Source organism: Streptococcus sp. HMSC071H03 (assembly GCF_001813035.1).
GTDB classification, from domain to species: domain Bacteria; phylum Bacillota; class Bacilli; order Lactobacillales; family Streptococcaceae; genus Streptococcus; species Streptococcus anginosus.
In genome coordinates, this window is record NZ_KV811142.1 from 171,888 (window position 1) to 193,282 (window position 21,395).

The following is a 21,395-nucleotide window of genomic DNA, read 5'->3' on the forward strand; positions in this document are numbered from 1 at the left end:
AGAAATTTCGTTCTTTGTTACATGATTGTTAGATAGGTTGCCGTCTGGCTAAAAATATTAAGAGGTTAGATACGTCAAAATGACATTCATGATAGTCACCTCTTTACAACCTTTCGCTCTAGAATTTCTAAAACGCCTGATTCTTGATCGCTTAGTGCTTGATACATTGCTGTTTTCTTGACCTTTTCAGGAGCATTTGCCATCGCATAGCTGTGACCTACATAAGCTAGTATTTCTAGGTCATTTCCACCGTCGCCAAAAGCCATCATCTCCTGTGGTGAAATATCAAAATGCCGATTAAGGAATTCAAGAGCAGAGCCTTTATGAACACCTCTTTGAATAATATTAATTGAACCGTGTCCGCTTGAAACTGCCTGAACGAGTTGACCAGTAGCTTGATTCAACTTTTCAAGAAGTTGGTTTGTTTTTTCTTCTGGCACCAATAAGGCTAATTTGACAAAATCATCTTCTGGCAAATCCTGAAAATTAGAAATTTCTTTCAATGCATGGTAATAAATTGCAATTTCTTCTTTGTACTGTTTGGGTGCTGACTTGAGCAAATAAGCAGAATGAAGTCCGCAAAGAGTTGTTGCATTTTCTAAGTCTCCTGACACAAGCACATCTAAAACTTTTTCAAGCTCTGTTCTAGCAATTTTTGCTTCTCGTAATAGCTTATCACCCTCAAAAATTAGTGCTTCATTTTCTGAAACAATGATCAACTCCTCCTGATGTTTTGGAAAAAATGAAGCCAGTTGAGCATACTGATTGCCTGAAATGACGACCACTTTTATGTCTTTGTCTTGCAATGCTCGATAAATTTTCTCAAAGCACTCCACATCATAGGTATTGTCAGAGCGAAGAAATGTACCGTCTATGTCAAATGCTACTAATTTTATCATCTGCAGACCTCCACTTACTTCTATTTTACACCAAAAGGCTTAAACTTTCCTACGATTTCTGACGAAAATGTTTATTTCTTTCATTCTACCTTAATTATGCTACACTAGGAGCATGACAAATTTAGCATTTATGAGCGATCTTCATTTGGATTCAAACCAATTTACCGATGAAGACATCACCATTTTGATTGATTTACTAAAAAAGAAAAAAGTTGACCACATTCACTTTGCAGGGGATCTGTCTAATGATTTTGAACACATTAGTTTGCCTTTTTTACAAAAGCTCAAAAAATCCTTCTCCGTTTCTTACAATTTAGGCAATCATGACATGCTAGGAATGACTGAAGACGACATTCAACAGCACAATTTCAATGTACAATCATTTGGACAGACTCAGTTTATTAGCCTAGCAGGTTGGTATGACTATGGCTTCGTCCCCGAAAAAACACCTGAAGAACACAAACGAACCAAGCAATTTTTCTGGTTTGATAGACGATTGAACCGCAACACTGATGACCCTATACTCACTCAACAGACCCTAGAACAACTTGAGAGAATTTTGACTTCTCTGAATGATCCTATTATCCTAGCTATGCATTTTGTTCCTCACAAAGATTTTCTTTACAATCACCCTTATTTTCAGCGCTTTAATACTTTTCTGGGTAATCAGGCCTTTCATGAGCTCTTTGTCAAATATGGTGTGAAAGGTGTTGTCTTTGGTCATCTTCACCACCGCCACTCCGCTCGAATGATTGACAGCGTCTGCTATCATACAAGACCTCTTGGTTACATCCGCGAATGGCAGTTGACCCAACAATTCTTCGAGGATTATCCTCAATACAAAATATCTCAAATGTACCGTCTCCACAAACGCTATAATGCAGTAAAAGACTTATCTCTTTTCCAATCATATAAGAAAAAGCACCTCCAAAAAGAACTAGAAGATGCACTTATCATTTTTGATATTTAGTACGAAAACAACTGAATAGCTTCTCTTAGCTCGTCTGAGAGAGCTTTTTCTTTGTCTAACTGAAGATAAACTTCTAACAAGCATGAACGAGCATTAGAAAATTGCAAAAAGTCTACTGGTTTTTCTAGTGGAAAATCAAGTGAAGCTAACCAAGTTGCAACTCTGGTTTGTGAGAGTCTCTCATTTAAAATAGCCTGATAGATGACCCGTGCCAAACGCCAGTCCTCATCGCTGATAAAGCGTCAATTCACTCTTTTAAAAATCTTTTCTAGTACTTGAAGAACTTCATTTACTCGTATTATAGGAAAATCTGGGTGACAAATAATCTCAACTAAAAGATCTGCGCCATGAGCAAAGGCATGCACCCAACCATATTCTTCAGAATAACCAATCCTATCATTTTCGTACAACAAATAAGACAGTCCTTGTTCAAATAGAGCCATTCTTTGCTGACTAGAGAGCCTTTTAAAATAAAGTGAATTTTTCTTAGCATCCGCATGTAGCAAATTAGCGAATAATAAAGCCGTAAAAGATCGAGTCAGAGTCGCTTGACCAACCTCTTCTTTTTTATACAAGAGTCCCTGTCGTTTTAGAGCCTCAATCACTACAAAATCAAACTGATCCTTTGTAAATAGTTGTTCTTGTATGGCTCTAGCTAGAGAAACAAAAATTAACTCATCTCGTATTTTATAATCAGGATGACCGATATAATCTAACATCCAAAGAATTTCTTCTCTTTCATAATGCACTTGATTATCAAGTAACCTCTGCTGTAACCTATCTTTTATTCTTACCATTTTATTCCTCGGCTAAGATGAAAAACTCACCATCCTGTTTAGGAAACTGTCCACAAATACTATTATTAATATCATCAGGTGCTAAATACTTTTTTGACCATTGACATATCGTTTCAAAAATTGGTATCACAGACTCTGCTTTTTCTATCAACTAATAAGTAACGCGCACAAGGATTTCATTATATTGTCGTCTTTCTACCATATTATTTTGCATTAATTCTTTCAAAGTTCTAGAGAGAACAGTATCTGTAATATCTAGCATTTCTGCTTATAGTTAGTTACTCACTAATTTGGTAACATATTGCATTTAAAATAGCACTATTTTATAATAAATTCAAATAAAAGGAAAGGGAACTTAATACTATGTCTCAAGTTAAAGCATATTTACAAATCACTCTAGATATTCCGGATGAAAGTCGTCCTGCCGTAGCGAAAGTTTATAATGACTATCGCAAGCCATTTCTAGATACTATCGAAGGGGCTGTGAGCAAGAACTTACTTATTCGCACAGAAGATATGCAAGTTTTACATGGTTTTGACTCTGTTGAGCACGCTCAAAATTATCTACAAAGTGATATGTTCAAAAATGATGTTTTTGTTGGACTTCAACCACTTTGGAAACAAGATTCAGATGTCCGTATTTATAGCTTGTAATAAGGACTTAAAATTGTCGTATTCACGGCAATTTTTTATTATACTTTGACAATTAAAAAAGCCACCCGAAGATGACTTTTCTGTCTTAAATAGCATTTTTATCCATGTCTAATTTACGTTGAACAAATTTAACAATTTCTACGATGATAATCATGGAGAAACTTCCAATGAGAACGGCTGCCCATTGTGAGAGGTCTAATTTTGTTACATGGAAAATTCCTTCTAGTGGCTCAACTAAAATGGTAGAAGCCAATAAAATGAATGAAACAAGAATAGACCAGTTGAAAGTTTTAGATTTGAATGGTCCAACTGTTAGAAGTGATTGATAAACAGATTTTACATTAAAGGCATGGAAAAGCTGGATTAGTCCAAGCGTTGCAAAGGACATGGTCAACGCATCCGCATGAATAGATCTCATGTCACCAACATGAACTGGATTCATCAAAGCATAAGCATAAACACCGAGTACCAAAGCACCTTGCAAAAGCCCTTGATAAATAATCGAACTCATGACACCACCTGAGAAAAAGCTAGACTTACGACCACGCGGTTTATGCGTCATCACACCCGGCTCAGCTGGCTCAACCCCTAGTGCAATAGCTGGGAAAGTATCTGTCACAAGGTTGATCCAGAGAAGATGAACCGGCTGCAGCACATCCCAGCCAAAAAGAGTTGCAAGGAAAATAGTCAAAACTTCTGCTGTATTGGCTGAAAGCAAATATTGAATCGTCTTTTGAATGTTAGAGAATACTTTGCGCCCTTCTTCAACAGCCACGATAATCGTTGCAAAGTTATCATCAGCTAGAATCATGTCAGAAGCACCTTTCGAAACTTCTGTCCCTGTAATCCCCATTCCGATACCGATGTCGGCTGTCTTCAAGGCTGGTGCATCATTTACACCGTCACCTGTCATAGCAACAACCTTGCCTTGATGTTGCCATGCTTTGACAATTCGCACCTTATGCTCAGGAGATACACGCGCATAGACAGAATATTGACCAACAACTTTTTCAAACTCTTCGTCTGACAATTCGTTAAGCTCAGCACCAGTCATGACATGGTCTTTACTATCATCATTGATAATTCCAAGGCGTTTAGCAATAGCCTCCGCTGTGTCTTGGTGGTCACCTGTAATCATAATCGGACGGATACCCGCTTCTTTAGCCACTCGAACAGCTTCAGCAGCTTCTGGTCGTTCAGGATCAATCATTCCAATCATACCTGTGAATATTAAATCATTTTCAAGATTTTCAGACGTTAAGTTTTCTGGAATTTCATCAATAATTTTGTAGGCACCAGCTAAAACACGCAAGGCCTGATGAGCCATACCTGAATTATTTTCCTTAATTAACTGAGTCGTTGCTTCATCAATCGGCGCAATATCGCCTGCCTTGTCACGAGCCACACAGCGCTTTAAGAGTTGATCTGGCGCACCTTTTACAGCCACCAAAAATTTACCATCTGGCAAAGGATGAATGGTTGACATGAGCTTACGTTCAGAATCGAACGGCAACTCTGCTACACGAGGATACTGTTGCAAAAAGGCCTTGACATCATACCCTTTATCAAGTGCATACTGAACAAAAGCTGTTTCTGTTGGGTCACCAATGAGTTTCCCGTCTTGGTCAATTTTAGTATCATTAGCAAGTACAACGGAACGTAGCAACGGTAAGTCGAGTCCAAGGTCAATATCTTGTTTTGCTTCATGCAAACTGCCGTCATAAAAGACTTTTTCAACCGTCATCTTGTTCATGGTCAAGGTTCCCGTCTTATCAGAAGCAATAATTTCAGTAGAGCCAAGCGTCTCAACTGCAGGAAGCTTTCTGATAATGGAATTTCTCTTCGCCAAAACTTGTGTGCCAAGTGCCAAGACAATGGTCACAATAGCAGGAAGTCCTTCTGGAATTGCTGCCACAGCAAGTGCGACTGATGTCATCAATTCGCCCAGCGGGTCTTTTCCTTGAACAAATACGCCGACCACAAAAGTGATTGCTGCAATGATTAAAATCGCATAGGTCAGCACTTTTGAAAGACCATTTAGATTTTGCTTGAGTGGAGTATCTGTTTCATCAGCATTTTGGAGCATACCAGCAATATGACCGACTTCTGTAAACATACCTGTATTGACAACGACACCCATTCCACGTCCATACGTAACGTTTGAATTTTGGAATGCCATATTGATACGGTCGCCAATACCTGCATCAGCAGCTACATCAACAGTCAGATGTTTTTCAACTGGAACGGATTCGCCAGTCAGAGCCGCTTCTTCAATTTTTAAAGAATTTGCTTCTAAAAGACGCATGTCAGCAGGTACCACATCACCTGCTTCCAGCATAACGATGTCTCCAGGGACCAATTCTTTTGAGTCTACTTCTGTCACATGCCCGTCACGCAGCGCACGCGCAGCTGGGCTAGACATAGATTTGAGTGCTTCAATTGCTTCTTCTGCCTTACCTTCTTGGTAAACTCCAAAAATGGCATTAATAATGACCACAGCTAGGATAATAATCGCATCTGCAATATCTTCACCACCTGAAGTCACAACCGAAAGAATAGCCGCAATCAGCAAAATAAGAATCATCAAATCCTTAAATTGCTCAACGAATTTCATCAGAAGGGATTTTTTCTCTCCCTCATCCAGTTCATTGCGTCCGTATTCGTCTAAACGCTTAGCGGCTTCATTGCTTGATAAACCTTGCTCAGAAGTTTCTAAATTTTTTAAAACTTCCTCCGAACCTTGCGTATAAAACGCTTGGCGTTTTTGTTCTTTTGACAAAATATTTCCTCCTTTGATCCCTTTTTGACAAACAAAAAGAGACCTGTTTATTGCAACAAGTCTCGCTGTTTCATACAAGGCCGGAAATTGCTTTCGTATTGACGACCTTGTAACGGATATCCCGCTAGCTACTCCCTTGAGTATTTTTATTATATCAAATTATTCAATTTTTTCAAGCAAAAAAAGGTCAATTTTTATCTATTTTACCGAACAGATAAAAAGACGAAATGAATAAAACAATGGCTAAGATGATTGTCTCTGCTAGATCAAAGAGCATACCGCCTCTCGTTAGAAAAAACCAAATAAATCTGCTCATAATGAAAATAGCCGTCATCACTCAACTAGGAAGGTTTCTTTTCATATCTTTCTACCTCCACGAAATTTCCATTTGATAATCCGCAAAAGTTCGTTCGCCATCAGGCATTCTCAATTGATAATGAAGCTCAAGTATCTGCTTTTTCAAATCAACTTGGTAATAACTTGTTTTCGTGATAAATTGCTGCATGCCTATTGGTGTCGGAATCCCAACCAAAGCTTCTCCCCCTTTGATAAATCGCATCAAGGATTTAGGGGTGGAGAAGCGTGTCATGACTAGTTCTTCATCATGAAACTTCAGCACAACCTTCTCTCCTTCTTCATTTTTAAACAATAAATAATGATAAGCGCCTTTTTGAGTCCAATCTACAGCGTAACTTTGGTCAATTTGCTCTACTTGCTCATCCATTTGAATTCGATTTCGGATTCTAATTTTCACTCTTTAAATTTCCTCGTCTTCCTATTTCTTTTTTCATTTTAGCAGAAAATCAAAAATATTTCTCCCATTTTTCTTATACTTTTATTTTGCCATTGCTCTAAATGGGAAAAGTTTTGAATTGAAACAGCAAGTTTGAATCGCTATTTTCAGAGGTTATAGATTACTTTGTTATTTGGACTGCTAGACGAGATGTGGTATAATAGAGCCATGATTGAAAAAGTATTTCGTGATCCCGTCCATAATTATATTCATGTGGATCACCAAGTCATCTATGATTTAATAAACACCAAAGAATTTCAACGACTGCGCCGCATCAAACAGCTAGGAACTTCTGGATATACCTTCCACGGAGGCGAGCACAGCCGTTTTTCGCATTGCCTTGGATCTTATGAGATTTCAAGACGAATTACAAAAATCTTTGACGAAAAATATCCAGAGGTTTGGGATCGTCATGAAAGCTTACTTGTCATGGCAACAGCCCTCTTGCACGATGTAGGTCACGGCGCTTATTCACATACTTTCGAGCGTCTCTTTGATACCGACCACGAGGAAATTACACGGCAGATTATCACCAATCCAGAGACTGAGATTAACCAAGTTCTGGTTCAAGTTTCGCCTGATTTTCCGGAAAAAGTAGCCAGCGTTATCAATCACACCTATCCAAACAAACAGGTGGTGCAGCTCATTTCCAGTCAGATTGATGTGGATCGTATGGATTATCTCTTGCGAGACTCCTACTACACGGGCGCTTCTTATGGACAATTTGATTTGACACGGATTTTACGCGTCATCTGTCCTGTTGAAAACGGCATTGCTTTCAAACACAACGGCATGCATGCTGTAGAAGATTATGTCGTCAGTCGTTATCAAATGTATATGCAGGTTTATTTTCATCCTGCTAGTCGTGCGATGGAGGTACTCTTACAGAATTTACTCAAACGAGCTAAATTTCTCTATGAAAAGCAGAAGGACTACTTTGCGCTCTCTTCTCCCAATCTTATTCCTTTCTTTGAAAAGCGAGTGACCTTGAAAGATTATTTAGCACTTGATGATGGTGTGATGAATACCTATTTCCAAATTTGGATGACGAGTCCTGACACGATTTTATCTGATTTAGCACAGCGTTTCATCAATCGCAAAGTTTTTAAATCCATTATTTTTTCAAAAGAAAATGAGAAATATCTGAATGTTATGCGGGATTTAGTTGCAGAAGTTGGCTTTGACCCTGATTACTATACTGCTATTCATCGTAATTTTGACCTACCTTATGATTTTTATCGTCCAGATGTCGAAAAGCCACGCACCCAGATTGAAATTATCCAAAAGGATGGTAGTCTCGCTGAATTATCCACTTTGTCACCCATTGTTGAATCGTTAGCAGGCACAAAACATGGAGATAATCGTTTCTATTTTCCAAAAGAGATGCTGAAAGAAGCTGGACTTTTTAGCGAAAATAGTAAAACTTTCTTGTCGTATATCAAAACGACCAATTTATATATGGAGAAGCATACGAACATGAGTATTAAACTAGTTGCCGTTGATATTGACGGAACCTTATTAAACACCAAAAGAGAAGTCACACCAGAAGTTTTTTCTGCTGTACAAGATGCCAAAGCTGCTGGAGTAAAGATTGTCATTGCAACTGGACGCCCCATTCCAGGAGTGAGAAATTTGCTTGAAGAGTTACACCTAAACGAGCCGGGAAATTATGTCATTACCTTCAATGGCGGGCTGGTTCAAGATACAGTTACAGGGGAAGAATATATCAAAGAAACTCTAACCTACGATGATTATTTGGATATTGAATGTCTCAGTCGCAAATTAGGGGTTCACATGCACGCTATCACCAAGGACGGTATTTATACTGCTAACCGTAACATTGGAAAATATACCGTTTACGAAGCCGGACTGGTCAATATGCCAGTCTACTACCGCACTCCAGAAGAGATGGTAGACAAAGAAATCGTCAAAATCATGTATATTGACGAACCAGAAATTTTGGATCAAGCAATCGCCAAACTCCCTAAAGAATTGTACGACAAGTACACACTCGTGAAATCTGCACCTTTTTACTTAGAAATTGTCAAAAAAACTGTCAATAAAGGGGCTGCAGTCGTGCATCTAACGGAAAAATTAGGATTGACAAAAGAGGAGACTATGGCTATCGGGGACGAAGAAAACGACCGTGCAATGCTAGAAGTCGTGGGAAATCCTGTTGTAATGGGAAATGGGACTGACGCGTTGAAGAAAATTGCCAAGTATATCACCAAATCAAACGATGAATCCGGCGTTGCATACGCTATTAGAGAGTGGGTTTTAAACTGATGTACACTTATAAGATTGGAATTTCTGTTCAAGAACACGATGATTTTGTTAAGGCAAGTTCTCAAACCAACTTGCTTCAAAGCGCTTCTTGGGCAAAGGTCAAAGATAATTGGGACAATGAACGAATTGGCTTTTACAAAAATAACCAATTAGTGGCCTCAGCCAGCATTCTCATCAAGCCTTTGCCGCTCGGCATGACCATGCTTTATATTCCTCGCGGTCCTATTATGGATTATCAGAATCAAGAATTACTACAATTTGTCCTGACTTCCTTGAAACAATTTGCTAAAACTAAAAAATCTCTTTTTATCAAGTTTGATCCGAGTCTTTTCCTCGTGCAGGCTCAAATTGGAGAAGACAGAAAAGAACAGCAAGAAACACTTGACGTGATTCAAAATCTCCAGAAAGCTGGAGCGATTTGGGTGGGGCGGACAGAATCACTTGATGACACGATTCAGCCACGTTTTCAAGCAAATATTTATAAGGACAATTTCAGCGAAGAACTTTTATCAAAAAGTACACGACAAGCCATTCGCACTGCACGAAACAAAGGCATTCAAGTCCAGTTTGATGGCAAAGAACTTTTAGATGATTTCTCTGCTTTGATGAAAAAAACCGAGAATCGAAAGAGTATTCACTTACGAGGGAAGGACTATTATCAAAAACTCCTTGATACTTACCCAGAGCATTCCTATATCACACTTGCAAGCATTGACCTAAATGAGCGTCTAGAAAGTCTTCAAGCTCAAAAAGCCAAGGCTGAAAAAGAAGCCAGCAAATTCACCGAAAAAACTAAACCTGGTAAAATTGAAAACAATAAGCAAGAACAAAAACGACTGCAAGAAGAAATGGATTTCTTGTCAGAAAAAATTGCTCAAGGTGTAACAACCGTGCCTTTATCTGGGACATTGGTTCTAGAATATGGAGCTACCTCTGAAAATATCTATGCTGGAATGGATGAAGAATACCGTCGTTACCAGCCAGCTCTCCTCACTTGGTATGAAACTGCAAAGCACGCCTTCGACCGTGGAGCGAACTGGCAAAACATGGGTGGTGTTGAAAATGATTTAGACGGCGGACTTTATCACTTTAAATCCAAGTTCAATCCAACTATTGAAGAATTTGTCGGGGAGTTTAACTTGCCAACCAATCCACTCTATCATCTCTCTAACCTTGCTTATACTTTGAGAAAGAAATTCCGTAGCAAACACTAAGAAAGGAATCGTATGACATTCAGACAACTTCGTCAGGAAGAATTTGTAAAACACAGCGCTTCTTGCGCTCAACGTTCTTTTATGCAGACGGTAGAAATGGAGAAGCTCTTATCAAAACGTGGCTTTACTTGTCAATATGTAGGATACACAAATGAGCATGACGAAGTGACTGTTTCAGCTGTGCTCTACAGTATGCCCATGACAGGCGGACTTCACATGGAAATAAATTGTGGCCCTGTTTCAACAAATCCTCAAGACCTACAGCATTTCTACCGTGAACTTAAGACCTACGCTAAAGAAAATGGCGCTTTAGAGCTAATTGTCAAACCTTATGAAACTTATCAAACATTTGACAGCAATGGTCAGCCGACCTCGCCCGAAAAAACAGAATTGATAAAAGAGTTGACAGACTTAGGTTATGAATTTGATGGCTTGCAGACAGGTTATCCAGGCGGCGAACCTGATTGGCACTATGTCAAAGACCTGACTGAACTAACTGAAAAAGATCTACTCAAATCCTTCAGCAAAAATGGTAAATCGACTGTAAAAAAAGCCAATACTTTCGGCATTCAATTAAAAAAATTGAAGCGAGATGAATTAAATATTTTCAAGGAAATCACTTCTGCTACTTCCGAGCGGCGTGAATATAGTGATAAACCTTTAGATTACTACCAAGATTTCTACGATGCTTTTGGCAATCAAGCGGACTTTATGATTGCAACGCTTAATTTTCAAGATTATCTGCAACATCTGCAAAATGATCAAAAAAAACTCAGACAAAAAATTCAAAAATTAGAAGCGGATTTAGAAAAAAATCCTCAGTCAGAGAAGAAGCACAATCAACTGCGTGAATTCTCTAGCCAATTTGAAAGTTTTGAAACACGCAAAGCCGAAGCACAAGAATTGATAGATAAATATGGAACAGAAGACCAAGTTCTTGCAGGCAGCCTCTTTATCTATACGCCACAGGAAGCGACTTACCTCTTTAGTGGTTCCTATCCTGAATTTAACAAATTCTACGCCCCAGCACTTCTCCAAGAATACGTCATGAAAGAAGCTATCAAGCGAGGTATTCCTTTTTATAATTTTCTTGGTATTACTGGAATTTTCGATGGCTCAGACGGCGTGCTCCGTTTCAAGCAAAATTTCAATGGCTACATTGTTCGCAAAATGGGCACCTTCCGCTATTATCCACAACCACTTAAATTTAAAATTCTCAGTTTGATTAAAAAATTGCTACGGCGCACTTAAAAACTCTCAAACAGATTTTTGAGAGTTTTTAAAGTATTCATATGTTCTATAAGGATTTATCAGATATGCTTAAACGATTTATTTCAAAAAACTACTAACGGTTTACTTTCTGTTTATCGTGCTGACATGGATTGAGTCAGTTTTAAACCCAACGCTCGTTCGGATGATTATTGATAGTTTTCAATCGAAAAATTTAAAAATTCTCTGGCAAATCTTGATGTTGGGAATTCTTGGAAATATGCTGATTGTCTTAGGTTTGGCAGGCAAACGCTATTTCTATGCAAAGATCATTGCAGACTTCAATACGAATATAAAAGGAAAGATGTTTGCTACTTTTTTGTATAAAAGTCAATTGTCAAATGAAGATATTCTTTCTGACTTGGAAAATGATGTAAAGCAAAATGATAGCGTTTCCAATTCCTCGTTGAATTTCCCTAGCAATAAAATTATTGTGGACAACATCGTTTGAAAATTTTAAAATTCGCCCCGTTGTAAAATGAAGTGTAATAAAAAGGCCAGCATAAATATCTGACCTTTTTTAACTTCCACTATTATCCATCTAAAAACTTCCGCCACTGCCCCCGTGACTTCTGTCTGATGAAGATGTATGTGTGCTACTACCCCCAGAATCACTGGAGCTGCTAGGCTCCGGTTTTGCTTTCTTATCTACATTTGAGTAGAGGAAGAATTCTTGAGCATTGGTAATCTGGAGACTATTTTTCTTGATGTAATCAGTGGCTCCGGTTTGATGATAGACAGATTTGAGCTGACCTTTCATTCCTGTTACGATGAGAAAGGCGATACCAAAGCCAATAGCCAATGCTCCAGGAATCCAGTACCAACTTAAAGGCTCCTTAGGGAGATTTTTTACATCATAAGGCTGCCCTTTTCGTGCTTGAGTGAGGAATTCATCACACTGCTCAGCGTAGGTTGTAAAAGCAGCATTGTAGTCACCATCTTTTAAATCAGGCAAGAACTGCTTTGATAGGTAGTCTAAGCCAGCATTGGTAAAAGCAGTGATGCCGTAGCCTGTCGTTGAAATATGCCACTTCCGTTCTGCCATACTGATTAAGAAAAGCACCCCATCATGATTTTTTCCTTGACCGTAGCCATTGTAGTCGAAGTAGTCATCTGCGAAGTCTTGAGCACTTTTTCCTTCCAGACTCTTAACGGTCACGACAACAACATCGCATTTTTGGCGCTGACTAATGTCTTGGAGCTTTGCTAGTAAGACTTTTTCTTGATTCGGCTTCAGCAAGTCCGCTTCATCTACCAGTAATGGATTGGCCGATGCATTGAGCAATTTGGTTACTTTATTGAGATAATACCGGACACCGCTATAAATATTTTTCCCACTCTCAAAAGCTTTCCAAAGTATGTCGTCACTCTTTGCTCCTAGCTTTTCTTTAGCGTTTCCGGCATAATATAGGATCCATTCATTTTTTTCTTTATCAACAGCAAGGAGAATACCTTCAGCTGTGCCTGCAGATTCTTGATAAACCTTTTCAGCATAAGACAAAATACCATCTTCACCTACTGATTTTGCTGCTAAAAAGTAAACTTTCAAATGATATTGTTCTTCAATAGCTTTAGCCGCTTTGTTAATCTCTGTTATTTCCTTGCTTGAAAAGGCTGAGACTTCATCACGAATATAGCTGGTTTCTTCTGCACAGACAGTCCCAATCATGAGAAAGGAGAGAAGAAGAGTTGTCAGTAATGTTATGAATTTCTTCAACATAATCTCATCCTCCCTTCTTACAGTAAATGAATCATCCATACAGCCGCATAACTAACTAAACTTGCCGCCACGCCCAGTCCAATTAGCCAACGTCTATAAGCTTGCTTGTCTAAGGGCAAATCTCCGACGAATTTACCAGTCTGACCATTCATCGCAAAAACAAACTTTTTGCCCCTCCAAGTCGTATTTAAGAGCCAAACTGGATAGAGAACATACTTAGTTGAACCATTTATCAAGCGAATATTCGAAGATTCTGGGGTAACGGCAGAAAACCCCGTAACTGTATCTTCAAAGGCTTCCTCCGTGCTTTGCTTGACACGGCTGTTAGCATGAGTAATGCTCTCCTCGGCTCCGACATCATATTTATCTGCTAGGTATCCTGCTAGGTAAGCTGTCTGAAAATCAACAGCTTCTGAAAAATCAAAGGGTTCAATGGATTCCATTAATTGATCATCCAATTTACTTGAACCGTCTACCGGGATATGTTCAAACGCTAACTGACCGGAACGAATAACTGAAAAATAGCTTGTTTCGGTATAGTCATACTCACTATCACTCCATGTTCTAATCCTGCTTGCTTTATAATGAACATCCGCATCTGCTTCTGTGTCAAAAAGCCAGAACGGAACATAAACCCCCTTTACTTCATCAATATGATTTTGGTCTTTAAAAACTTTTGGCAAGAGGCGTTTCCCCATGAGATGCTTGTTCAGATTCGCCTTTGCTGCCTTTTTATCTAATTTGAATGGAATCACATAATCTGGCTTTAAATCACCAGCAAAGCGTCCCATCATAACAACAGGATTATCGCAGAATGGACACGAAGTGGCTGCTGTTGACTCGTCAGCAACAATTTCACCACCACAAGATTTACAGACATAAACTGATAGCTGATCAATCTCGCCCGTATCCCATTCACCACCAGCCTGCGTACTCCAGGTCATATTTTCATCAGTCTGGGTTTTTAATTGTTCATCCAATTCCTTCAAACTTGACATATCCAATTCGGAATCACAATAAGGGCACTTCATTTTCTGGATTGAACTATTAAATTCAAGAGCACCACCACAATTTGGACATTTATATTCTTGTAAATCAGCCATGATGACCTCCTTTCTACTGTCATCGAGCTATGAGATAGTTAGAAAAGCTTCTAAACAAGGTCATTTTCATCAAATACATTGCCACATTCAGGGCAGAATTTAGGTGGATTATAAGCATCTTCTGGTTGCCAGCCACAATTGCTGCAACGGTATTGACGTTGGGGTTCTGGCTTAGGTTTTCCACAGTTTGAACAGAATTTACCATTATTGACAGTCCCACAAGTACAAGTCCAGCTGTCACTCACAGGTTTTGGTGAACCGCATTCAGGACAGAATTTACCTGAAGCTTCATGTCCATTTGGACAAGTCCATTTATCTGCAGTAGTTTGGGTTTGAGAGGTTGCACTCGCTGTTTGCGTTTGCTGACTAGCTGCTTGCTCTTGTCCCATCGCAAAAAGATTTTGAGCATTCATGCCGCCTGCGCCCGCTGCCATTCCTACTCCCATAAAGCCAGTCATCGCACCGCCTGGATTTTCAGCCGCTGCTTTCATAGCATCTGCCTGTGCACCGACTAAGGTAGCCGCTGCCATGGTTGGGTCCTTCATAATAGCCACACGTTGAGCCTGCTTAATCATTTCAGCATCTTCGTCTGGAAGAGTTACTGAACCAAGAGCTACACTGATGACTTTCAAGCCACGAAGCTCGCCCCATTTGCTAGAGAGTGCTTCATTCATAGCATTTTCAAGTTCTGTATTGTGGCTAACGATTTGATTTGGCCGCAATTCTAGATCAGATAATGCAGCGAAAGCTGGTTGGAGGGCACTGATAAATTCGGTTTTTAGCTGTGATTCTAATTCTTCACGCAAATATTCTTTTTCAACATTGCCACAGACATTGGTATAGAAAAGAAGTGGGTCTGCAATCTTATAAGAATAAACACCAGAGCAACGGACAGAAACATCCACATCTAAGCCGATTTTTGAATCCACCACACGAAACGGAATCGGATTTGGTGTGCCAAACTTATTATCAATCAGCTCTTTGGTATTGAAATAGTAAACACGCTGATCTTTGCCTGTATCACCACCATAAGTGAACCGTTTTCCGATTTGTTTAAAAGTTTCCTTAATGGAATTGCCTAAATTACCTGTAAAAATACTCGGCTCGCTAGACGTGTCATAAGTGAATTGACCAGGCTCGGCACAGACTTCAACAATTTTTCCTTGCTCAACAATCATCATACACTGACCGTCTGCAACTGCAATTCCAGAACCATTTGAAATAATGTTGTCACTGCCCTTCGTATTGGATGAACGTCCAGATACTTGCTTTTGTCCTTTGACCACCATGACGGACTTGTCCATGGCATCACAATAAAAGAATTCTTTCCATTGGTCAGCCAATACGCCACCTACGGCACCAATTCCTGCTTTAATGAGTCCCATAAGAATCTCCTTTCTCTCTTTAAAAAGCATGCTTCCGTTACTTTAAACTGTACTATTGAACGACACCATCTCCTTTGTCATAAATTTGTGAATTTTTACAAAAAATTATACGCTAACTAGCAATGTTTGTCTTTTTATTGAAACATGATTAGCTGTATGAAAGCGTTTTATCTCCAAAACTATTTTACCATATTTTTATAAAATTGTAATTATCAAAAATATGAAAGCTATTTTTGGATTTATAAAACACCACAACCTAACAGTACAAATAAAAAAACGAATAATTCCGATGTTCTGACTAACAGAATATCGAAACTGTTCGTTTTTTGTATGATTTTTATGCAACTCTCTTAGATTTCATTTTTTGAAATCCTTGTAGAGACAAGCACAGATCTATCTCGCTTAAAGTAATATGACATTACAATTTTTCAGGAACAGCTGTAAGTAATTCTTGAATAGCTGCTTGGTTGCTTCCTCCAGCCATAGCCATGTCTGTTTTACCACCACCACGACCATTTACGATTGGAGCAAGTTCTTTGATTAAATTGCCAGCATGAATATCTTTTGTTTTGCTAGCCACAAGAACATTCACTTTCTCACCAATGGCTGCCACAAGGACAAGAACGTCTGAATAGTCTTTTTGTTTCCAAGTGTCTGCAAAAGTGCGTAGAGCACCCGCATCAGATACAGAAACTTGGCTGGCAATAAAGCTGTGTCCATTAGCTTCCTGAACATTCTTGAAGACTTCACCTGAAGCTGCTGCTGCTGCTTTTTCTTTCAGTTCAGCATTTTCTTTTTGCAATTGGCGAAGTTGTTCTTGCAAGGCTTCAACCTTACGCGAAACTTCTTTCATTTGTGGGACTTTCAGTGTCGTTGCAATAGCTTTCAAAGCATCTTCTTCCTCACGGTACGCTTCAAAGGCTTCTTTGCTTGTCACAGCGAGGATACGACGAGTTCCTGAGCCAATTCCTTCTTCTTTGACAATCTTAAAAAGACCAATTTCAGAAGTATTCTTCATGTGAGTACCACCACACAGCTCAATAGAATAATCTCCAATTGTCACCACACGAACTTCTTTGCCGTATTTTTCACCAAAGAGAGCCATTGCTCCCATTTCTTTAGCCGTATCAATGTCTGTTTCAATCGTTTTGATGTCAATCGCTTCCCAGATTTTTTCATTGACTTCTTGCTCAATATGACGTAGTTCTTCTGCTGTAACTGCTTGGAAATGAGTGAAGTCAAAGCGAAGAAATTCTACTTCATTGAGAGAGCCTGCTTGCGTTGCGTGTTTACCTAAAACATTGTGAAGAGCCGCATGAAGCAAGTGTGTTGCTGTGTGATTCTTCATAACACGGTGACGACGATTGTGGTCAATTTCAAGCTTATACTCTTGGTTTAATGCGAGTGGTGCTACCACTTCTACCGTATGGAGCGGTTGTCCATTCGGCGCTTTTTGAACATCTACGACTTGTGCAACGAGATTGCCTGCAAGGTCAAAGATTTGTCCGTGGTCTGCTACTTGTCCGCCCATTTCAGCATAAAATGGCGTTTCTGCAAAAACGAGGTAAGCTTTACCAGAAGTCACTTCTTCTACTTCTTTATCATCTGCCACAATCGCAACCAACTTCGCAGACAAAGCCTCTTTTTCATAGTTAAAGTGGCTTTCAGCTGTAATGTTTTGCAAGGTTTCATTTTGCATGCCCATAGATCCACCTTTAACAACACTAGCCCGTGCGCGTTCTTGTTGCTCTTTCATAGCAGCTTCAAAGCCTTCGCGGTCTACTGTCATACCAGCTTCTTCAGCAATTTCTTCGGTCAATTCTACTGGGAAACCATAGGTGTCGTACAGTTTAAAGACATCCGTTCCTGAAATAACAGACTGTCCTTTTTCCTTTAACTCTTCTACAATGCTTTGTGCAAAGTGTTGACCGGAATGAAGCGTGCGAGCAAAGGACTCTTCTTCACTTTTGATGATTTTTCGATAAAATCTTGCTTTTCAAGCACTTCTGGATAATAGCTTTCCATAATTTTTCCGACAGTTGGAACAAGTTTGTAAAGGAAAGGCTCATTGATTCCTAATTTTTGACCATGCATAGAAGCACGACGGAGCAAGCGACGCAAAACATAACCACGTCCTTCATTTCCTGGAAGCGCACCATCGCCAATAGCAAATGACAGAGAGCGGATATGGTCTGCAATGACCTTGAAGCTCATATTGTCACCGTCTGGATTGTAAGTCTTACCGGATAACTTCTCTACTTCACGAATAATCGGCATAAAGAGGTCTGTTTCAAAATTAGTTTTTGCCCCTTGAATAACAGCTACAAGACGCTCTAGACCTGCACCCGTATCAATATTTTTGTGAGGCAGCTCCTTGTATTCACTTCTTGGAACAGCTGGATCAGCATTGAATTGGGACAAAACAATATTCCAAATTTCAATATAACGATCATTTTCAATATCTTCTGCAAGCAAACGAATTCCTTGATGTTCAGGGTCAAATGCTTCCCCACGGTCAAAGAAGATTTCTGTATCTGGTCCAGAAGGTCCTGCACCAATTTCCCAGAAATTGTCTTCAATTGGAATCAAATGACTTGGATCGACACCAACTGAAATCCAACGATTATAAGAATCATGATCATCTGGATAGTAAGTCATGTAGAGCTTGTCTTTTGGAAAATCAAACCACTCAGGACTAGTCAGGAGCTCAAAAGCCCATTCAATCGCTTCATCACGGAAATAATCACCAATAGAAAAATTCCCCAGCATTTCAAACATGGTATGATGACGTGCTGTTTTTCCGACATTTTCAATGTCATTCGTCCGAATCGCTTTCTGCGCATTGGTAATCCGTGGATTTTCTGGAATAATGGTCCCGTCGAAATATTTCTTTAATGTTGCTACGCCAGAGTTAATCCAGAGTAGGGTCGGGTCATTGACTGGTACTAGACTAACAGACGGTTCGACAGCATGACCTTTTGAGGCCCAAAAATCTAGCCACATTTGGCGTACTTGAGCACTTGATAATTGTTTCATTTTCTTCTCCTTAAAACATTTCTCTAACTGATTTTTCTATTGCCCATGTGAGTTTTAAGAACTACTTTCAAGAGCTTCTACATAGTCAATAGCCACACACAATGAAATCACTAGATCCGCGTAGGCATCTTCATAAACTACAACTTGATAAGTGGACATCAGGTGCAAGAGTTCTTTTGAAATCTCTGCAATCACTTGTCCCTGCGCATCCAGCAGACGAAATTCCAAATCCCAGATATTCCCCTCGATGCGCAGACCTAAGTTGTCAAATTCATATTTATCTCGTAAAAAAGTGAATTTTTTACGGATATAAAAACTCGAACCATTGCGCAATTGAATTTCAAATTGAGGTAAGACTGTTAGCACAGTCTTTTGAATTTGGCTGACCACTTCACCCTTGTCATCATAAATCGTAAAAGTTTTGGGAATTTTTAAAAAGCTCCCCTCCACTTGATAATCAATGTTCCCACGATCATCTTTGATGTCAAATTTCTCACCACCAAAGCGAAATTTTTGTTTTACAAGATAGGTCTTCATAACGGTTCCTCGCAAAAAGACAAGTCCACTAGACGAAGGGCGAAAAACCGCGGTACCACCTTCATTCAATGAACTTGTCATTCTCATTATGTATGCAATTTTTTCTTTGAGTAGCATGATTTTCGTTCTTACATGGCTTGCAGCACCGCCAATTCTCTGGGCTAAGAGGTCAAAAATCAATTCTCAATAGTCCTATTATACTCACTTATGAGCTTTTCGTCAACTTATTTTGATGAAGATGACGAGCTAGATGTTGATTTGCTATCTGACTTGACATATTGTGAGAATAGACTTTGGAAAGCTTGATCTTTCACCTTAATATTGGCTGCTTGTAATTCTTTGGCAACAATTTTTTGAATAAAGGTGCGATCATTTTGTTTTTGTGTCAAGATAACATTTTTCAGTTGTTTCTTGTAGTCTTTCCAGTTTGCTGATTTTTCAGATTTACTATTTAGTTTCACAATATAATAACTTGAAGAATAAGTTGATGATTTAACGGTGATAACATCAGAAATACCGTTTGCTTCAAGGGCAAAAGCCGCTTTTTTAACAGCATCTGGAACATCTGTTGAAGCTGAGTCAAACTTCACTTCCCCACCCTTATCTTTGGTCTTCGTATCCGTAGAATTTTCCTTGGCAATTTGTCCGAAATCAGCACCTTCAGCTTTGGCTTTCTCCAGCACTTCCTTTGCTTTGTCTTGACTGTCAACTTTGATGATTTGAGCAGTCACTTCTGGTGTATAAGATTCATATGCTTTTTTATAATTTGCATCTGTCAATTCTTTTTCAGCTGCTTTTTTGACAGCATATTCGACCAATTTGTTGGTTCTGATTTGTTCACGATAAGTATCTTCCGTCAATCCTGCTCTTGCCAATACTTGTTGAAAAGCAGTTCCGTAAGTGCTCTTACTCTTATTGAACGTTTCAGTGACTTCTTTTTCTGTAACATGCTTACCATAACTCTTTTCAAAAACTTCTTGAATGGTCATATTGAGAAGTACTTGTTGAGCAGCTGCATTATTTTTTACTTTATTATAAAAATCATTGACAGTAATTGTATTTCCCTTCATCGTGATAATGTCTTTACCACCAGCTTGTGAGCATGCTGCTAATGTTACAACTGACAAAAGCGTAATAGCTCCTGCTAGAATTTTTTTCTTCATTATGAAAACTCCTTTATTTAATTCACTTTCTTATTGTACCATAAAACAGATTTAATATCTTAAATTTTCCTAAAAACTATGAAAATTTAGGAAAATATTAAATCTCTCATTTTTTTCTAATCATCAGAATGCCGTCACCCAGAGGCAACAAAGTTGCAGTCAAGTCAGGTTGATCTAGTGTTTTATCAAATAATTGGTGCAACCCTCGATAAATCGTTCGTTGGCCTCGACGCACTTCACTCATCTCCTTTGTGACATCTCCACCTTGAAAAACATCATCTATGATGATAATTCCTCCTGAAGAAAGGCGCTTCAGAACTTCTGGCAGAAAGACAACGTATTTGGACTTAGCAGAGTCCATAAAGACAAAGTCATAGCAATCTTTCAAATGAGGAAGAATATCCATTGCATCTCCTTCCAGCAATGTAATTTGCCTGCGCTTATCAAACTTGGAACAGTTCGCTTTGGCAAGAGCAATCATTTCTGGATTGCGATCAATCGTTGTAATTTGAGCCTGCGGTGCATATTCTGCCATTAAAAGAGCTGAAAAGCCAATGGCTGTTCCAATTTCCAAAATCTTTTCTGGCTGTAAAGTTTCTAATAGAAAACGAAAATAGGCAACTGTTTCATGAGGAATAATGGGAATATTTTCTGCATGAGCAAAAGTTTCGAGCTCTTTTAAAGAGCCCGAAACTTGCTTTTGCCGTGTCCGCATAAAATCGACGATTTCTTCTTTGACAACGGGACGACGCATATTGTGATTAGCATTTTTACTATAGGATTCGACCAT

The 21,395-nt window shown here is 39.0% G+C and carries 15 protein-coding genes and 4 pseudogenes; 7 read left to right on the forward strand and 12 right to left on the reverse strand.

What is annotated here, in order from left to right; all coding sequences use genetic code 11:
• Positions 1 to 95: 95 nt before the first annotated feature.
• Positions 96 to 899, reverse strand: a complete 804-nt coding sequence (locus tag HMPREF2887_RS01185) for a Cof-type HAD-IIB family hydrolase (protein WP_057489591.1) — start codon at positions 897 to 899, stop codon at positions 96 to 98.
• 112 nt (positions 900 to 1,011) lie between these two features.
• On the opposite strand from HMPREF2887_RS01185, the gene HMPREF2887_RS01190 reads away from it, so the two are divergent.
• Positions 1,012 to 1,869, forward strand: a complete 858-nt coding sequence (locus tag HMPREF2887_RS01190; protein WP_021001483.1) for a metallophosphoesterase — start codon at positions 1,012 to 1,014, stop codon at positions 1,867 to 1,869.
• Here HMPREF2887_RS01190 and HMPREF2887_RS01195 read toward each other — a convergent pair.
• Both HMPREF2887_RS01195 and HMPREF2887_RS10655 read right to left on the reverse strand, forming a co-directional pair.
• Positions 1,866 to 2,666: pseudogene (locus tag HMPREF2887_RS01195) on the reverse strand (DUF2785 domain-containing protein). The gene HMPREF2887_RS01190 and the pseudogene HMPREF2887_RS01195 overlap by 4 nt on opposite strands.
• A 151-nt stretch (positions 2,667 to 2,817) precedes the next feature.
• Positions 2,818 to 2,928 carry a winged helix-turn-helix transcriptional regulator gene (locus HMPREF2887_RS10655; RefSeq protein ID WP_142350289.1) on the reverse strand — a complete coding sequence of 37 codons (111 nt, stop codon included), beginning with the start codon at positions 2,926 to 2,928 and terminating at the stop codon, positions 2,818 to 2,820.
• A gap of 101 nt (positions 2,929 to 3,029) precedes the next feature.
• Here HMPREF2887_RS10655 and HMPREF2887_RS01205 point away from each other — a divergent pair, with 101 nt between their 5' ends.
• Positions 3,030 to 3,320, forward strand: coding sequence for a hypothetical protein (locus HMPREF2887_RS01205; protein ID WP_021001482.1), 291 nt, complete (start codon positions 3,030 to 3,032; stop codon positions 3,318 to 3,320).
• Positions 3,321 to 3,405: 85 nt separating this feature from the next.
• Here HMPREF2887_RS01205 and HMPREF2887_RS01210 read toward each other — a convergent pair whose 3' ends face one another.
• Both HMPREF2887_RS01210 and HMPREF2887_RS01215 read right to left on the reverse strand, forming a co-directional pair.
• A complete protein-coding gene (locus tag HMPREF2887_RS01210) occupies positions 3,406 to 6,099 on the reverse strand; it encodes a cation-translocating P-type ATPase (RefSeq protein WP_021001481.1) in 2,694 nt (897 codons plus the stop codon).
• Between the two features lie 367 nt (positions 6,100 to 6,466).
• The gene (locus tag HMPREF2887_RS01215) at positions 6,467 to 6,853 is read right to left on the reverse strand and encodes a YwiB family protein (RefSeq protein ID WP_021001480.1); all 387 of its coding nucleotides are present in this window, start codon (positions 6,851 to 6,853) and stop codon (positions 6,467 to 6,469) included.
• A 207-nt stretch (positions 6,854 to 7,060) separates the two neighbouring features.
• Here HMPREF2887_RS01215 and HMPREF2887_RS10350 point away from each other — a divergent pair.
• From HMPREF2887_RS10350 to HMPREF2887_RS01235, 5 genes and pseudogenes are all read left to right on the forward strand, one after another.
• Positions 7,061 to 8,379: pseudogene (locus HMPREF2887_RS10350) on the forward strand (HD domain-containing protein).
• A gap of 13 nt (positions 8,380 to 8,392) precedes the next feature.
• Positions 8,393 to 9,178: pseudogene (gene yidA / locus HMPREF2887_RS10355) on the forward strand (sugar-phosphatase); the annotation flags it as partial.
• On the forward strand, positions 9,178 to 10,392 hold the full coding sequence (locus HMPREF2887_RS01225; RefSeq protein WP_021001477.1) for an aminoacyltransferase: 1,215 nt from the start codon (positions 9,178 to 9,180) through the stop codon (positions 10,390 to 10,392). The pseudogene yidA and the gene HMPREF2887_RS01225, both read left to right, overlap by 1 nt.
• Positions 10,393 to 10,404: 12 nt before the next feature.
• Positions 10,405 to 11,643: an aminoacyltransferase gene (locus HMPREF2887_RS01230; RefSeq protein ID WP_021001476.1), complete on the forward strand. Its 1,239-nt coding sequence runs from the start codon at positions 10,405 to 10,407 to the stop codon at positions 11,641 to 11,643.
• Positions 11,644 to 11,761: 118 nt separating this feature from the next.
• On the forward strand, positions 11,762 to 12,112 hold the full coding sequence (locus HMPREF2887_RS01235; protein ID WP_235044321.1) for an ABC transporter ATP-binding protein: 351 nt from the start codon (positions 11,762 to 11,764) through the stop codon (positions 12,110 to 12,112).
• A gap of 90 nt (positions 12,113 to 12,202) precedes the next feature.
• Here HMPREF2887_RS01235 and HMPREF2887_RS01240 read toward each other — a convergent pair whose 3' ends face one another.
• The 7 genes and pseudogenes from HMPREF2887_RS01240 to HMPREF2887_RS01270 form a co-directional block, all read right to left on the reverse strand.
• The gene (locus HMPREF2887_RS01240; protein WP_021001475.1) at positions 12,203 to 13,381 is read right to left on the reverse strand and encodes a TPM domain-containing protein; all 1,179 of its coding nucleotides are present in this window, start codon (positions 13,379 to 13,381) and stop codon (positions 12,203 to 12,205) included.
• Between the two features lie 17 nt (positions 13,382 to 13,398).
• Positions 13,399 to 14,484: a TFIIB-type zinc ribbon-containing protein gene (locus HMPREF2887_RS01245; protein WP_006270133.1), complete on the reverse strand. Its 1,086-nt coding sequence runs from the start codon at positions 14,482 to 14,484 to the stop codon at positions 13,399 to 13,401.
• A 50-nt stretch (positions 14,485 to 14,534) separates the two neighbouring features.
• Positions 14,535 to 15,869, reverse strand: a complete 1,335-nt coding sequence (locus tag HMPREF2887_RS01250; RefSeq protein WP_003031829.1) for an SPFH domain-containing protein — start codon at positions 15,867 to 15,869, stop codon at positions 14,535 to 14,537.
• 418 nt (positions 15,870 to 16,287) lie between these two features.
• Positions 16,288 to 18,905: pseudogene (gene alaS / locus HMPREF2887_RS01255) on the reverse strand (alanine--tRNA ligase).
• A 54-nt stretch (positions 18,906 to 18,959) separates the two neighbouring features.
• Entirely contained in the window at positions 18,960 to 19,529 is a 570-nt protein-coding gene (locus tag HMPREF2887_RS01260; protein WP_080553209.1) for an LURP-one-related/scramblase family protein, read from the reverse strand.
• A gap of 137 nt (positions 19,530 to 19,666) precedes the next feature.
• Positions 19,667 to 20,605, reverse strand: coding sequence for a peptidylprolyl isomerase PrsA (gene prsA, locus HMPREF2887_RS01265; protein ID WP_003025374.1), 939 nt, complete (start codon positions 20,603 to 20,605; stop codon positions 19,667 to 19,669).
• A 106-nt stretch (positions 20,606 to 20,711) separates the two neighbouring features.
• Positions 20,712 to 21,395 carry an O-methyltransferase gene (locus HMPREF2887_RS01270; protein ID WP_057489590.1) on the reverse strand — a complete coding sequence of 228 codons (684 nt, stop codon included), beginning with the start codon at positions 21,393 to 21,395 and terminating at the stop codon, positions 20,712 to 20,714.